At 39.8% G+C, this 15,764-nt stretch carries 15 protein-coding genes; 13 read left to right on the forward strand and 2 right to left on the reverse strand.

What is annotated here, in order from left to right; translation table 11 throughout:
- Positions 1-323 precede the first annotated feature (323 nt).
- Positions 324-635, forward strand: coding sequence for a hypothetical protein (locus O3599_RS06965; RefSeq protein ID WP_227325923.1), 312 nt, complete (start codon positions 324-326; stop codon positions 633-635).
- A gap of 75 nt (positions 636-710) precedes the next feature.
- On the opposite strand, the gene O3599_RS06970 is transcribed toward O3599_RS06965, so the two are convergent.
- Complete coding sequence (locus tag O3599_RS06970; RefSeq protein ID WP_004242853.1) at positions 711-1,070, reverse strand: DUF3397 family protein; 360 nt, start codon at positions 1,068-1,070, stop codon at positions 711-713.
- A 91-nt stretch (positions 1,071-1,161) separates the two neighbouring features.
- Between O3599_RS06970 and O3599_RS06975 the strand changes: the two genes are divergently transcribed.
- The 5 genes from O3599_RS06975 to O3599_RS06995 are packed head-to-tail and all read left to right on the forward strand — an operon-like array spanning position 1,162 to position 5,860.
- Positions 1,162-2,118: a TIGR01212 family radical SAM protein gene (locus O3599_RS06975; RefSeq protein ID WP_025172881.1), complete on the forward strand. Its 957-nt coding sequence runs from the start codon at positions 1,162-1,164 to the stop codon at positions 2,116-2,118.
- Positions 2,102-2,659, forward strand: a complete 558-nt coding sequence (locus O3599_RS06980; protein ID WP_084929739.1) for a class I SAM-dependent methyltransferase — start codon at positions 2,102-2,104, stop codon at positions 2,657-2,659. The genes O3599_RS06975 and O3599_RS06980 overlap by 17 nt, the downstream gene beginning before the upstream one ends.
- Positions 2,652-2,906, forward strand: coding sequence for a hypothetical protein (locus O3599_RS06985; RefSeq protein WP_020902458.1), 255 nt, complete (start codon positions 2,652-2,654; stop codon positions 2,904-2,906). The genes O3599_RS06980 and O3599_RS06985 overlap by 8 nt, the downstream gene beginning before the upstream one ends.
- Positions 2,907-2,917: 11 nt before the next feature.
- A complete protein-coding gene (locus O3599_RS06990; RefSeq protein ID WP_371512391.1) occupies positions 2,918-4,972 on the forward strand; it encodes a cation:proton antiporter in 2,055 nt (684 codons plus the stop codon).
- 27 nt (positions 4,973-4,999) lie between these two features.
- Positions 5,000-5,860 (forward strand): YihY/virulence factor BrkB family protein, encoded by an 861-nt coding sequence (locus tag O3599_RS06995; RefSeq protein ID WP_371512393.1) that lies wholly within the window; start codon positions 5,000-5,002, stop codon positions 5,858-5,860.
- 75 nt (positions 5,861-5,935) lie between these two features.
- Here O3599_RS06995 and queA read toward each other — a convergent pair whose 3' ends face one another.
- Complete coding sequence (queA, locus tag O3599_RS07000) at positions 5,936-6,964, reverse strand: tRNA preQ1(34) S-adenosylmethionine ribosyltransferase-isomerase QueA (protein WP_371512395.1); 1,029 nt, start codon at positions 6,962-6,964, stop codon at positions 5,936-5,938.
- Between the two features lie 150 nt (positions 6,965-7,114).
- On the opposite strand from queA, the gene O3599_RS07005 reads away from it, so the two are divergent.
- From O3599_RS07005 to O3599_RS07035, 7 genes are all read left to right on the forward strand, one after another.
- Complete coding sequence (locus O3599_RS07005; protein WP_371512397.1) at positions 7,115-7,822, forward strand: glucosamine-6-phosphate deaminase; 708 nt, start codon at positions 7,115-7,117, stop codon at positions 7,820-7,822.
- Between the two features lie 138 nt (positions 7,823-7,960).
- Complete coding sequence (rpsU, locus tag O3599_RS07010) at positions 7,961-8,137, forward strand: 30S ribosomal protein S21 (RefSeq protein ID WP_000048054.1); 177 nt, start codon at positions 7,961-7,963, stop codon at positions 8,135-8,137.
- A gap of 284 nt (positions 8,138-8,421) precedes the next feature.
- On the forward strand, positions 8,422-9,357 hold the full coding sequence (gene hprK, locus O3599_RS07015; protein ID WP_070482020.1) for an HPr(Ser) kinase/phosphatase: 936 nt from the start codon (positions 8,422-8,424) through the stop codon (positions 9,355-9,357).
- Entirely contained in the window at positions 9,350-10,138 is a 789-nt protein-coding gene (gene lgt / locus O3599_RS07020; RefSeq protein WP_261015228.1) for a prolipoprotein diacylglyceryl transferase, read from the forward strand. Before hprK ends, lgt begins: the two co-directional genes overlap by 8 nt.
- Positions 10,139-10,522, forward strand: coding sequence for a DUF948 domain-containing protein (locus O3599_RS07025; RefSeq protein WP_049521484.1), 384 nt, complete (start codon positions 10,139-10,141; stop codon positions 10,520-10,522).
- Positions 10,523-10,537: 15 nt separating this feature from the next.
- Entirely contained in the window at positions 10,538-10,933 is a 396-nt protein-coding gene (locus tag O3599_RS07030; protein ID WP_371512399.1) for a YtxH domain-containing protein, read from the forward strand.
- 398 nt (positions 10,934-11,331) lie between these two features.
- Positions 11,332-15,558: a YSIRK-type signal peptide-containing protein gene (locus O3599_RS07035; RefSeq protein WP_371512401.1), complete on the forward strand. Its 4,227-nt coding sequence runs from the start codon at positions 11,332-11,334 to the stop codon at positions 15,556-15,558.
- Positions 15,559-15,764: the final 206 nt, after the last annotated feature.

Genomic DNA, 15,764 nt, shown 5'->3' on the forward strand with positions numbered 1-15,764 from the left:
TTGAAAGGGTTAGTATTGACAATATTGGTCATATTAATTAGAAAATAGAGTCTATCAAAATTTAAAGGTTAATGGAGGTGATGAGACAATTTCAAGGAATTAAGTAGCGTTTGGTTGCTTAATTCCTTTTTATTTGGAAGGAAGTTTTTCACCTGCTTCCTTATTTTATTGCTATTATTCAACCACTTAGACCGATATAGAGACCAGATAGGCAAAAGAACTTGTTCTTGAAACTGACCTCTGCTATAATGATTTGTGTAAGGGACGGGAGGCATCAATATCAGATAACTCAAGTTCCTAAAAACGAAATTGGAGATAAAGAAATGAAAAAAATATTGGGGATTGTATTTTTAGTGGCAGCAGCGACAGTATTGTATTTTGGTTCTGTTGGCTGGCCAACTTTGGACATTAACCTCTGGTCATTGATTCCGGTAGGCTTGTTCCTCTATTTCACTCTAGAGAATCTTTTGAAAAAAGACTACAAGGCTAGTCTGATGTGTTTGATTATTGCCTTTATTATTGCGAATGCAATTTTGGACCTGTTGCCAATTTCAAGTGGCTTGGTAATTGGAGCAGGTGTACTAGCTTGTGTAGGTATTGGTTATCTATTTCCTGATAAAGAAAATAGGAATTGATGAAAAAGTATATAAAGAAAAAAACACTTCAATCATTGTATTTTAGTTTGATTGAGGTGTTTTCGATTTAGTTTTTTATTTCTGAGCCATCAATTCAACAATCATCTCGATATACATGACAAGGGTTAATAAGAATCCTGCACGCCAGAAGAATTTGATGAATTTAGGATAGTAAAAGCTGCGTTTTTTCAAAAGGAAGAAAAAAACGAGAATAATGGCTAGGAGTGAGAGTGCTAGGCCTAGTCTAGGGAGGAAATTATGGGTAAAGGTTTTAGCTGTAATAAGGTAATACTCAAATACCAAGACTGGAAAAGCCAAATCCGCAAAGTTTCGTCCTAGTTTTTTTAATCTAAAAAGTTTGGTTATGATAATGCAGACTACTAAGGTCAGTATCAATAATAAAATAGATGCTAATTTCATTAAAATCATACCCATATTGTATCATAAAAAATCGCTAATGGAAACGAGAAACAGAGGAATTTATAGGAAAGTCAGGCTTTTGAGATTGTGGGTGTTTTTTGTTATAATGAAAGTTATGAAATCTTATAACACCTTGAATGATTATTATCGAAAACTCTTTGGAGAAAAGACCTTTAAAGTCCCGATTGATGCGGGATTTGACTGTCCCAATCGTGATGGAACTGTGGCTCATGGAGGCTGTACTTTTTGTACGGTTTCAGGTTCTGGAGATGCTATTGTAGCACCAGATGCGCCTATCCGTGAGCAATTTTATAAGGAAATTGACTTTATGCACCGCAAGTGGCCAGATGTTCAGAAGTATCTGGTTTATTTTCAAAATTTTACCAACACCCATGAAAAGGTTGAAGTTATTCGAGAGCGCTATGAGCAGGCTATCAACGAGCCAGGTGTGGTAGGAATCAATATTGGAACGCGCCCAGACTGTTTACCCGACGAAACCATCGAATATTTGGCTGAGTTGTCGAAACGCATGCATGTGACGGTTGAATTGGGCTTGCAGACCACTTATGAGGCAACCTCTGATCTGATTAACCGTGCCCACTCCTATGAATTGTACGTGGAGACGGTCAAGCGTTTGAGAAAATATCCCAAGATTGAGATTGTTTCTCATTTGATCAACGGACTTCCTGGTGAAACCCATGAGATGATGATTGAAAATGTCCGCCGTTGTGTCACGGATAACGATATTCAAGGGATTAAACTGCACTTGCTTCACCTGATGACCAATACTCGTATGCAACGGGACTACCACGAGGGACGTTTGCAACTGATGAGTCAGGACGAATATGTCAAGGTCATCTGTGACCAACTGGAAATCATTCCCAAGCATATCGTCATCCATCGAATCACAGGAGATGCACCTAGAGATATGCTGATTGGGCCTATGTGGAGCCTCAATAAGTGGGAAGTGCTCAACAGCATTGAGATGGAGATGCGACGTCGTGGAAGTATTCAAGGATGCAAGGCTGTAAAACAGGAGTTTGAAAATGAAAAGACCACTTGAGATGGCACATGATTTTTTGGTTGAGGTAGTGACAAAAGAGGATATCGTAGTGGATGCGACCATGGGTAATGGTCATGACACGATTTTTTTAGCGAAACTAGCTAAGCAAGTCTATGCCTTTGATATTCAGGAGCAAGCCTTGGAAAAGACCCAAGAGCGTTTGGACCAAGCTGGAATGACAAATGCCCAGTTAATCTTGCAAGGTCACGAGACACTGGACCAGTTTGTGACAGAAGCCAAGGCAGGGATTTTTAATCTGGGCTATTTGCCATCAGCTGATAAGTCAGTCATTACCCAACCTCAGACAACGATTGAAGCATTAGAAAAGCTGTGTCATTTGCTTGTCAAAGGTGGACGGATTGCTATCATGATCTATTATGGTCATGAAGGAGGCGATCTAGAGAGGGATGCTGTCTTGGATTTTGTCAGCCAGTTGAACCAACAAGAGTACACAGCTGCCATTTACCGAACCCTGAACCAAGTCAACAACCCACCGTTTTTAGTGATGATTGAAAAATTAGAGAGATATAGACATGGATAAACAATACCTACGTGAAAAGCTGGATGCCATGCGCCAGAATTTTGTTGAATCAACCCACCACGAACGAGCAGTAGGTGTGTTAGACCAAGCGCATATGAGCAAAAAAATGCTTAAAATCAAGAAAAAATTAGTTGCTCTTGAAATGGAACGGTGCCAGAGAAAAATTGAGCACAAGGATTGTTCCAAGATTGATCAAAAAATCAAAGAGCAGAAGGAGATATTTGAATCCTGTTGTAAAAAAAATTAAGGAGGAAGTCCGTGGAATTACTGATTTACCTTATCCTATTTTTACTGGTCTTGATTGTCTCAAGTACAACCAATAAGCTCCTGCCCTTTTTGCCTCTCCCTTTGGTGCAGATTCTTTTGGGAATCGTGATTGGTCTTTTTTTACCCAATACCGACTTTCACCTCAATACGGAGTTGTTTTTGGCACTGGTTATCGGGCCCTTGCTTTTCCGAGAGTCGGAGGAAGCAGATATTACGGCTATTTTAAAACACTGGCGAATCATTGTTTATCTCATATTTCCAGTGATTTTCATCTCGACCCTGAGTTTGGGTGGCTTGTCCCATCTTCTTTGGCTCAGTCTTCCCTTGGCGGCTTGCTTGGCTGTTGGGGCAGCCCTTGGCCCTACGGATTTGGTGGCCTTTGCCTCTCTTTCGGAGCGTTTTAGCTTTCCTAAGCGCGTGTCCAATATCCTTAAGGGTGAAGGACTCTTGAATGATGCTTCTGGATTGGTTGCCTTTCAGGTGGCCTTGACAGCTTGGACAACTGGGGCCTTTTCCCTTGGGCAAGCGAGTAGTTCGCTCATCTTTTCAATCCTAGGCGGTCTTTTAATTGGATTTTTAACAGCCATGACCAACCGTTTTCTCCATAGTTTTTTACTTAGTGTACGAGCAACGGATATTGCCAGCGAACTTTTATTAGAATTGAGTTTACCCCTGGTGACCTTCTTCCTGGCAGAAGAAGTCCACGTTTCAGGGATTATTGCTGTTGTGGTTGCTGGAATTTTAAAGGCAAGCCGTTTTAAGAAAATTACGCTTCTCGAAGCTCAAGTGGATACGGTGACCGAGACGGTCTGGCACACAGTGAACTTTATGCTCAACGGTTCTGTCTTTGTGATTTTAGGGATGGAGTTGGAAATGATAGCAGAACCTATCTTGACCAATCCAATCTATAATCCCTTACTTTTATTGGTATCTCTTGTCGCCCTAACCTTTGTCCTCTTTGCTATTCGTTTTGTCATGATTTATGGCTACTATGCCTATAGAACCAGACGTCTCAAGAAAAAGCTAAATAAGTATATGAAGGACATGCTTCTTTTGACCTTCTCAGGTGTCAAGGGAACCGTGTCGATTGCTACGATTCTTTTGATACCAAGTAATCTAGAACAGGAATATCCTCTCTTACTTTTCCTTGTCGCAGGGGTGACGCTTGTCAGCTTTTTAACAGGTCTCTTGGTCCTGCCTCATCTTTCTGATGAACAGGAAGAAAGCAAGGACTATCTCATGCATATCGCCATTTTGAATGAAGTAACGATAGAGTTGGAAAAAGAGTTGGAAGACACCAAAAATAAACTTCCCCTCTATGCGGCTATTGACAATTACCATGGACGTATTGAAAATCTCATCCTGAGTCAAGAAAATAAGGGGGCTCAAGAAGACTGGGAGGCCTTGAAACTTCTCATCCTCAGTATTGAGAGTGATGGATTGGAACAGGCTTACGAAGAGGATAAGATGAGTGAGCGTGCCTATCGAGTCTACCAACGTTATTTGAAAAACATGGAACAAAGTATCAATCGCAAGTTTGCTTCACGATTGACCTATTATTTCCTTGTTTCCTTGCGGATTTTACGTTTTCTCCTTCACGAAGTCTTTACCTTAGGCAAGACCTTTCGCAGTTGGAAAAATGAAGAATCACAGAAACTCAGAGCCCTTGACTATGACCAAATTGCAGAGCTCTATCTAGAAAATACAGAGATGATTATCGAAAGTTTGGAGAACCTAAAAGGGGTTTATAAGAGTTCTTTGATCAGCTTTATGCAGGATTCTCGTCTTCGTGAAACAGCTATTATCACTAGTGGTGCCTTTGTCGAACGGGTTATCAATCGCGTCAAGCCCAACAATATCGATGAAATGCTGAGAGGCTATTACCTAGAGCGCAAGCTGATTTTTGAATATGAAGAAAAGCGATTGATTACGACCAAGTATGCCAAGAAGTTACGACAAAATGTGAATAACTTAGAGAACTATTCCTTGAAGGAAGCTGCCAATACCCTGCCTTATGATATGGTGGAATTGGTAAGAAGAAATTAATCAAGATTATAAGTGAAGGAGTATGACATGAAAAAGTGGTGGAAAGAGCTGATAGATAAGCCCTTATTAAAAGCTTTTTTGCATTATTATCAAGCATCAGATAGTGAGTTGACCAGTGTCGCAGTAGCCTACTATTGGTTGATTTCGATTTTCCCCCTGCTTCTGGTGGTGGTCAATATCCTCCCTTATTTTCAGATTCCAGTTTCCAATTTTTTAAAGGTTGTCAATGAATTTTTGCCCGATACCATGTATGATGTGGTTGCAAAGATTATTACAGAAGTGCTGACCCAACCGTCAACAGGCTTATTGAGTTTTGCGGTTTTATCAGCCCTCTGGACCTTTTCAAAATCCATGAATTTCCTACAGAAAGCCTTTAATAAAGCTTACGGAGTAGCTAAAAATCGTGGAATGATTTCCCATCAGCTTATGAGTTTGTTTGTCAGTTTTGGCTTGCAGATTCTCTTTGCTTTAGCCCTCTTTCTCAGTGTCTTTGGTCGCATGCTTCTCAACCTTATCAAGAGCTACTGGAAATCGGATAGTCCTATCTTTGATTATCTGCAAGACCTAACAGGCCCTTTGGTCTATGCCTTGATTTTTGCTATCTTGGTCATGCTTTATTATTTTCTGCCCAATGTCAAGGTGCGACGGATTCAACATGTATTACCAGGTAGTGCCTTTGTCTTGTTGACTCTGGCCTTACTGCTCAATATCTTTTCAGTCTATGTCAACAATTATGTCAATCACCTAGTGGACGTCCGTTTTTTTAGTTCCGTCGTCGTGGTGGTCATGATGTTTTGGTTTATTCTCATCGCTAAGATTTTAATTGTCGGCGCGGTGATCAATGCCAGTGTGCAGAGTTTGAAAGATCCGAGCTTAAGAACAGACTAATTCTTTATCCATAACAAAACGCATACTATCAAGGTTTTATAATGCCTGATAATATGCGTTTTTTGATTTTGAAAATTAATAGATAAACATGGCATCGCCAAAACTGAAGAAGCGGTAGTGTTCTTGGATGGCATGGTGATAAGCGTCTAAGACTAATTCACGGCCTGCAAAGGCAGAAACCAACATGACCAAAGTTGATTTTGGCAGGTGGAAGTTGGTTGAAAAGGCATCAACAACCTTCCATTCGTAACCAGGTTTGATAAAGATATTGGTCCAGCCAGAATCTGCTTGGATTTGTCCATCAAACTTGGAACCAATAGTCTCCAAGGTGCGGATCGAAGTAGTTCCTACAGCGATGACACGACCACCATTTTCCTTAACAGAGCGAAGGGTGGCAGCCGCTTCCTCAGAAAGTTGGTAGAATTCTGAGTGCATTTCGTGTTCATCCAGATTGTCCACAGAAACAGGTCTAAAGGTTCCGAGCCCCACATGAAGAGTCAGATAGACCAGATGGACACCCTTGGCTTGGATTTCTGCCAGCAGTTCTTTGGTGAAGTGAAGACCAGCCGTCGGTGCTGCAGCAGAGCCACTTTCTTTGGCGTAGACCGTTTGATAGCGTTCACGGTCATCCAATTTTTCGTGGATATAAGGTGGCAGAGGCATTTCTCCCAGACTTTCCAAGACCTCTAGAAAAATTCCTTGGTATTCAAAGCGAACAATGCGGCCCCCGTGGGTCAATTCTTTCGTAACAACAGCGCTGAGACGACCATCGCCAAAGTTAACACGAGTGCCAACCTTGAGGCGTTTGGCAGGTTTAGCCAAAACTTCCCACTCATCTCCAGCAGTGTTTTTTAGGAGGAGAAGTTCCACATGGCCTCCGGTTTCCTCTTTTTGACCATAGAGGCGGGCAGGGAGAACGCGAGTGTCGTTCATGACAAGGGCATCACCAGGTTCCAGCATATCAATAATGGAGTGGAAGTGTTTATCCTGCATTTCTCCCGTCTCACGGTTGACAATGAGGAGTTTAGACGCATCACGTTTTTCAAGTGGCGTTTGGGCAATCAATTCCTCAGGCAAGTGGAAATCAAAATCAGCTGTATTCATATATCTGTTCATTCTTTCTAAGTTCTAATCTTATCTATTATAACATGTTTCCAGTTTGGACGCTCTTTTTTTAGAAATTAAATCGTTTTCACTTGACAAAAATTGGTCTATACCATATAATAAATATAGATTAAAACGGAGGATGCAAAGATGAAAGTTATAAAAGTTGAGAATCAAGTCGAAGGTGGAAAAGTTGCGTTTGAGATTTTGAAGGAAAAATTAGCTAATGGTGCTCAAACATTGGGACTTGCGACAGGAAGCAGCCCACTTGAATTTTACAAGGAAATCGTTGAAAGTGACCTTGATTTTTCAAATCTAACCAGTGTCAACCTTGATGAGTATGTAGGCCTTGATGGGGACAACCCACAGTCTTACCGTTACTTTATGCAAGAAAACTTGTTTAACCAAAAACCATTTAAGGAAAGTTTCTTGCCACGTGGAGTTAAGGATCATGCTGAATCTGAAGTCGAACGCTACAATCAAATTTTGGCTGACCATCCAGTTGATCTGCAAATCTTGGGAATTGGTCGTAATGGACATATTGGTTTTAATGAGCCTGGCACTCCATTTGACAGTCAAACACACCTTGTAGAACTTGACCAGTCTACTATCGAAGCCAATGCTCGCTTCTTTGACAAGATTGAAGATGTCCCAACTCAAGCTATTTCAATGGGGATTAAAAACATCTTGGATGCTAAGTCTATCCTTCTCTTTGCTTACGGTGAATCAAAAGCAGAAGCTATTGCTGGAACAGTTTCTGGTCCAGTGACCGAGAACCTACCTGCAAGTAGCCTCCAAAATCACCCTGATGTGACGATCATTGCAGATGCTGAAGCGCTCAGCTTGCTTGAAAAATAAAAAGCAATGTTCTATTGAACGCTTTCAAGACTTGTATAAATGGAAGAAAAAATCAAAATTAAACCGCATTTTTTCTTGACAATTATTCCTTTTACGTGTAAAATAGAATAGATCTTGAACTTGAAGGGAGTGAAAAAAATGTCTAAAACAGTAGTACGTAAGAATGAATCTCTTGACGACGCACTTCGTCGTTTCAAACGTGCGGTTACTAAAGCTGGTACTCTTCAAGAAACACGCAAACGTGAATTCTATGAAAAACCTTCTGTAAAACGTAAACGTAAATCAGAAGCAGCTCGTAAACGTAAAAAATTCTAATTAGAAATGAAAGGCTGGAGAAATCTAGTCTTTTTTCTTTTAATACTCTTCGAAAATCAAATTCAAACCATGTCAACGTCGCCTTGCCGTAGGTATATGTAACTGACTTCGTCAGTCTTATCTGTTACCTCAAAACAGTGTTTTGAGCAACCTGCGGCTAGTTTCCTAGTTTGCTCTTTGATTTTCATTGAGTATAAATAAATACTTCAAAGCCTGCAAAAATCTGAAATATCCTCCTACAATTTGATATAATAGAGAGAAGAAATCATTTGAAGGAGGAAATGATGTCGGTTTTAGTAAAAGAAGTGATTGAAAAGCTTAGACTAGACATTGTCTATGGCGAACCAGAATTACTTGAAAAGGAAATTAATACCGCGGACATTACGCGACCTGGTCTTGAAATGACGGGCTATTTTGACTATTATACGCCTGAGCGAATCCAGCTCTTGGGAATGAAGGAGTGGTCCTATCTCGTTTCGATGTCCTCTCACAACCGTTACCAAGTCTTGAAAAAAATGTTTCTACCTGAGACACCTGCGGTTATTGTTGCTCGTGGTTTGGTGGTTCCTGAGGAGATGCTAAAGGCAGCTAGAGAATGTAAGATTGCTATTTTAACTAGCCGTACGGCGACCAGTCGATTGTCTGGAGAGTTATCTAGCTATTTGGATTCTCGTTTGGCAGAACGTACCAGTGTGCACGGTGTCTTGATGGATATCTATGGTATGGGTGTCTTGATTCAGGGCGATAGTGGAATTGGTAAAAGTGAGACAGGTCTAGAGCTTGTCAAACGTGGTCACCGCTTGGTAGCAGATGATCGCGTAGACATCTTTGCCAAGGATGAGATTACTCTTTGGGGCGAACCAGCTGAAATTTTGAAACACTTGATTGAAATTCGTGGTGTTGGGATTATCGATGTTATGAGCCTCTACGGAGCGAGTGCGGTCAAGGATTCTTCACAAGTCCAGCTGGCTGTTTACTTGGAAAACTATGATACGCATAAGACTTTTGATCGTCTAGGAAACAATGCTGAGGAACTCGAAATTTCTGGCGTAGCCATTCCTCGTATCCGCATTCCAGTGAAAACAGGTCGTAATATCTCTGTCGTGATTGAAGCAGCTGCCATGAATTATCGTGCCAAGGAAATGGGCTTTGATGCGACGCGTTTGTTCGAAGAACGCTTGACAAATCTCATCGCTCAAAACGAGGTGCCTAATGCTTGATCCAATTGCTATTCATTTAGGCCCTCTAGCCATTCGTTGGTATGCCCTATGTATTGTGACAGGCTTGATTCTGGCGGTTTATTTGACCATGAAAGAAGCGCCTAGAAAGAAGATCATCCCAGACGATATTTTAGATTTCATCTTGATAGCCTTTCCCTTGGCTATTTTAGGAGCTCGTCTCTACTATGTCATTTTCCGTTTTGATTACTATAGTCAGAACTTGGGAGAAATTTTTGCCATTTGGAATGGTGGTTTGGCCATTTACGGTGGTTTGATAACTGGTGCCCTTGTCCTCTATATCTTTGCTGATCGTAAACTCATCAATACTTGGGATTTTCTAGATATTGCGGCACCTAGCGTCATGATTGCCCAAAGTTTGGGACGCTGGGGTAATTTCTTTAACCAAGAAGCCTACGGTGCTGCAGTGGATAATCTGGATTATCTACCTGCTTTTATCCGTGACCAGATGTATATTGAGGGGAGCTACCGTCAACCGACCTTCCTTTATGAGTCTCTATGGAATCTTCTTGGATTTGCCCTGATTCTGATTTTTAGACGAAAATGGAAGAGCCTTAGACGAGGTCATATCACTGCCTTTTATTTGATTTGGTATGGTTTCGGTCGTATGGTCATCGAAGGCATGCGGACAGATAGTCTCATGTTCTTTGGCCTTCGAGTGTCTCAATGGCTTTCAGTTGTTCTTATCGGACTGGGTATTTTTATCATTCTATATCAAAATCGAAAGAAGGCCCCTTACTATATTTCAGAGGAGGAAAACTAAATGTTAGAAGTTGCATATATTCTTGTAGCCTTTGCTTTGATTGTCTTTTTAGTCTATCTAATCATTACTGTACAAAAGCTTGGCCGTGTTATCGATGAAACAGAGAAGACGATTAAAACCTTGACTTCAGATGTAGATGTGACCTTGCATCATACCAATGAATTGCTGGCCAAGGTCAATGTCTTGGCAGATGATATCAATGTCAAGGTAGCAACGATTGATCCACTCTTTAGTGCTGTTGCAGATTTATCTCTATCTGTTTCAGATCTTAATGACCATGCGCGTGTCTTGAGCAAGAAAGCTTCATCAGCTGGTTCAAAAACACTTAAGACTGGTGCAAGTTTGTCAGCTCTTCGTCTTGCAAGTAAATTTTTCAAAAAATAAAAAAGGAGAATCCTTATGGGTAAACTATCCTCAATCCTTTTAGGAACCGTTTCAGGTGCAGCGCTTGCCTTGTTTTTAACAAGCGACAAGGGCAAACAAGTTTGCAGTCAGGCTCAAGATTTTCTAGATGATTTGAGAGAAGATCCTGAGTATGCCAAGGAGCAAGTCTGTGAAAAACTGACAGAGGTTAAGGAACAGGCTACAGATTTTGTTCTGAAAACCAAAGAACAGGTTGAGTCAGGGGAAATCACTGTGGACAGTGTACTTGCTCAAGCAAAATCATGTGCCCGTCAAGCGACAGAAGCATCAAAAAATCAATTCAATAATCTCAAGGAGCAATGGCAAGAAAAGGCCGAAACTCTTGATGAATCAGAAGAGATTGTGATTGATATCAAAGAAGAAAAAATCTAGATTTGATGAGACTGGGCAAAAACTCAATTCTAGGAAAAAATGAAGTAAATCTTCTCACAATAAAACACATAATATTAAGTTTTTTTAATACTTGATATTATGTGTTTTTTGATTTTAAAGGCTTTTTAATAACCTTTTTTTAAATACATGAGTGTTATGAATTTTTATGGTATAATGGCAGTGTTGAAAGTAAAATATTTACATTTTTTATATTTTACTGATATTTTAGTAATATTAATCGATCCATTTTTCTATGATTAGAAATTAATGTGGTAGTTTATGATCAAGTAGAGGAAAAGCTCTAAAATTTTATTTAAAGAAATGATCTAGTATTCTGTCAAGGGAAAATATTAGAAGCCTCTATTTTGTAAAAAATAGCTAGAAAGAAAGTTGGTAAAATGAAAGATATTTTTAATAAACGTCAACGTTTTTCGATTCGAAAATTTTCTGTTGGAGTGGCTTCTGTATTAATAGGAATTGCCTTGTTTACACCATCTCAGGGAGTGCTTGCTTCTACGGGAAATAATTTGGCAACAGAGATAGGAGTTAATTCTGAAAGGGAGAATTCGACCCCTACTGTGGAGAAAAAACAAGAGGCTCAAAATTCACCAGAAAATCGAGATGATCTTTCCAGTCCAGCCCCAAAAGATACCCCAATCGAATCTACAAGGACTACAGGACTTGAGACATCTGGGGATAAGGAAAATAATAGCTTGACCACAAGGGATTTCGTGGCGGGTGAAGACAGATCAAGCACTCCAGCGGTGAGAGCAGCATCAAATCCTTCCGAGGTTAAAAAGTATGAATTAACTGATGAGTATGCTAAGCAAATAAAAGCAGGAGTAATCGGTTCAGAAGGCAATAAGCTTGATAGTTTGTTATTAAACGGCCCTCAGTTAAGTCCAGAAGCCTATACAGATGATGATTACTTGAAGGATAAAGAAGAACTTTATATTTATGAAAAAGGCGGGAAAAAATATGTAGGCTATAATAGTCATCCCTTACTAGAAGATACTGATGGTGATGGTATTATTGACAGTAAAGAAAAGCCAGATGAAAAATTAAAATGGAATGTCAGTGAACGCGATATGATTATGTTCATGGAATTGTCTTACCGTGATGATAATTATATTGATAGAGTGCTGGATAATAAGAAACCCTTAGCAGAATCAGAGTTATATAAAAAGAATGGTGATAGGAAGCCGCGTTATGAGTATATGATGATGAATAAGGAGTTGGGGCCTTATTGGGAAAGGAAAAAAAGTTATCATACCTCCAGTGGACTAGATGCTGTCTTGTATGAAACTAAGAGTGATTTCTTATATTTACCAAATGGAACTGCACAAGTATTAGCCTTTCGTGGAACAAGTGATGCGAAAGATATAGGAGCTGATATAAGACTTGGAACAGGAAGTAATCCTCAGCAAGGGAAAGATGCAGAAGATATCATGCGTGAACTAGCCAAAGATAAGAGTATTACCAATCTTTATTTGACAGGCCATTCTTTAGGAGGATATTTAGTACAACGGGCAATGGTTGAAGCCTATCAGTTGGCATATTCTGACAGCAGAGTTATGTCTCCTAAAGAACAGCGGGCTTATAGAAACTTTTATAATAATGTATTAAAAAAAGGAACAACATTCAATGCTCCAAAAGTTGTGACAAGTTTTATTTCTGGCCGTGAATTTTGGCAAAAAGGTTTAGATAGCAAAAAAATAGCTAAGTCAGGGAAATTGACTCATTATATTGTTGATAATGATTCGACGATAAGAAAAGGAGTCAGTAATGATAGTGATGTTGTTATAAATGTTGGACGAACAAGCGGTGGTCATAGTTCACGTTCTTATTTTGAAAATGATATGATTAATAGACGACCAGAGTTTATATCTGGGAAACGAATTTCCTTGGATGGGACAGGTTATCAATATAAAAAAATTACAACAGTCAAATCTGTAGAAAAAGTTGGAGAAACTGCTGTATATAGTAAACGCGGAGATGACATCATTAAGTCAACAACTGTTAGTATGAAAGATCCTGATACAGGACAGATTACTAAAAATACGCTTGATGAAGTGTTCAAGAAAGATGGTGCTAAATCTAAGGTTGTGGTTACGCCACTTGAGCCAAGTATTCGTTACGAGAAAGATGCTACAAGAGCCAAAGGTGAAGTAAAAATCACAGTAGCTGGTATTTCAGGTACTAGAACAGTAACCACAACCTATACAGTTAATGCTACAGATGGCAGCCTTATTCCACATGAAGGTCAACCAGTTATCAAACCTTCAACTCCTACAGTGGTCAAAATGCCAGCTAAGGATGAGGTTGAATACCTCAAAGAAGGCGATGATATTGTTAAGAATACTACAACTTACGCAGTCAATCCAAACACAGGTGTCCTTACCCCAACAGAGAAAAAGGAAGTGTTCAAGAAAGATGGAGCCAAGGCTAAGGTTGTCGTTATGCCAATAGAGCCAAGTATTCGTTACGAGAAAGACGCCACAAGAGCTAAAGGTGAAGTAAAAATCACATCAGCTGGTACGTTAGGAACAAGTACAGTAACCACCACCTACACGGTTAATGCTACAGATGGTAGCCTCATTCCACATGAAGAACCGGCAGTAGTAGTTCCATCAAAACCGACAGTTGTCAAAGTTCCAGCTAAGGATGAGGTTGAATACCTCAAAGAAGTCGATGATGTTGCTAAGAAGACTACAACTTACGAAGTGAATGAAAGTACAGGAGACCTTATTCCAACCGTTAGGCAAGACATTGTCAGTCCAAATGGCGTCAAATCCAAAGTCGTAACCAAAATAATTCCGGTAACAACACGGTATGAAGCAGATAAAACCAAAGATGTAGGAAATACTACGGTTACTAATAATGGATCTGAAGGTAAGATAGTAACAACAACATCAACACTTGTTAATGAAACTAACGGTACAGTAACGGATGGGACACCGGTTGTTAGTAGAACAGAAATGGTACCAAAAGTCGTTAAAGTTGGTGCCAAAGACAAAATAGTAGAAACACCAATTGAACCAGAAGTGGAATACATTAAAGATGTTGAAAAAGATTTCGGTACACCAGATCAGCGTACTGAGGGTGAAAAAGGTAAAACAGTTACAACAACCACTTACGATGTAGATCCAAACGACGGTCATATCACAGAACACGTTGGCAACCCAGTAATCACCCCGGCAGGTAAGACAATCGTTAAAGTAGGAGCAAAAACTAAGGTTGAACGCTCTAAAGATCCTGAAGGTCGTGAAGTTATCAACACTACAACTTATGAAGTTGATCCAAAAACGGGTAAGGTAACTCCTATAACAGTTCGAACTGATGGGAAATCGAAAGAAGCAAAAGTAGAGTTAGAACAAGATTCTAAGACAGTTGATGTTACAGTAACACCGAATAAGCAAGATGACTCAACATCCCCATCAGGAACTAAGGTAGAAATGCCAGGTGAAGATGGAAAAGGTAAAGTGTCCAACAGTGACCTCCCAGAAGATAAAGTTACAAAACCAGGCCAGATTACTGAGCCAGATAAACCATCTGTTGAAGTTTCTGGGGTAACAACTCCATCAGGTAAGACACCAAAAGTAGAGTTAGATCAATCTCTTAAGACGGGTGATATTACAGTAACACCGAAGAAGCGAGATGACTCAACATCTCCATCAGGGACTAAGGAAGCAATGTTAGGTGAAGATGGAAAAGGTAAAGTGCCCAACAGTGACCTCCCAGAAGGTAAAGTTACAAAACCAGGTCAGATTACTGAACCAGATAAACCATCTGTTGAAGTTTCTGAGGTAACAACTCCATCAGGTAAGACACCAACAGTAGAGTTAGAACAATCTCCTAAGACGGGTGGTGCTACAGTAACATCGAAAAAGCGAGATGACTCAACATCCCCATCGGGAACTAAGGAAGAAATGTTAGGTGAAGATGGAAAAGGTAAAGTGCCAGATAGTGGTCGACCAGATGTAGAAAAACCAGGTATAGGTAAGACTACTGATCCAGGTAAACCATCTGTGGAAGTTCCAGTAGAAAATCCAGCTAAGGTAACAATTTTTGAAAATGGTGTATTACCGGATTCAATTGAATTGCCAGAACTAATGATTGAGGTTCGTTGGATTGGTGAAGATGGAAATGTATTGAAACTATCCATTAAGACAGGCAATGAGAAGGATGCGGAACATGGATTAATTTCTGGATATGAATTTGTACGGACTGTGATAGCTGAAAATGAACCAGTAATTACCCACATTTTCAGAAAAGTAAGTTCAAACATAAATACAATTCCAGTTACACCTGATACTAATGGAAATACTGGTCCCGATACATCTGCGCTAACAACTCCAATTCCAGTTGCGCCAGTCACACCTGATGCTAATGGAGATTCTGGTTACGATACAGCTACACCAACAACTCCAATTCCAGATGAAGTTGCTCCGAATGCAAATCATGAAGATACTCCAGATGCTATTGATAATGGAGTTAAATCAAGTAATTCTCAAACTGTATTACCAAATACAGGAATAGAATCAAATGTGACTTTTGTATCTCTAGGGCTTCTTGGTATGCTAGGCGGTTTCGTCCTTGCTCTTGGAAAGAAAAAAGAAGACTAAAAGTGTAGTCAAAATATGAATGATTCATTGTTAAGTGGACAATGAATGCAAAAGATTAAGAAACAGCCTTGTTCCTCATTTTAAGAGGTGCAAGGCTGTTGTTGTATTCTCGAAAAAATCTAGATTTGAGAGAGGTGAACCTCTCTTTTTTTGTTCAAAACAATATAACATATTGATATTTTATGAATAATTAAAAATTTTTAACT

The sequence above is a fragment of the Streptococcus sp. 27098_8_103 genome, from assembly GCF_041432345.1.
GTDB classification, from domain to species: Bacteria; Bacillota; Bacilli; order Lactobacillales; family Streptococcaceae; genus Streptococcus; species Streptococcus mitis_BV.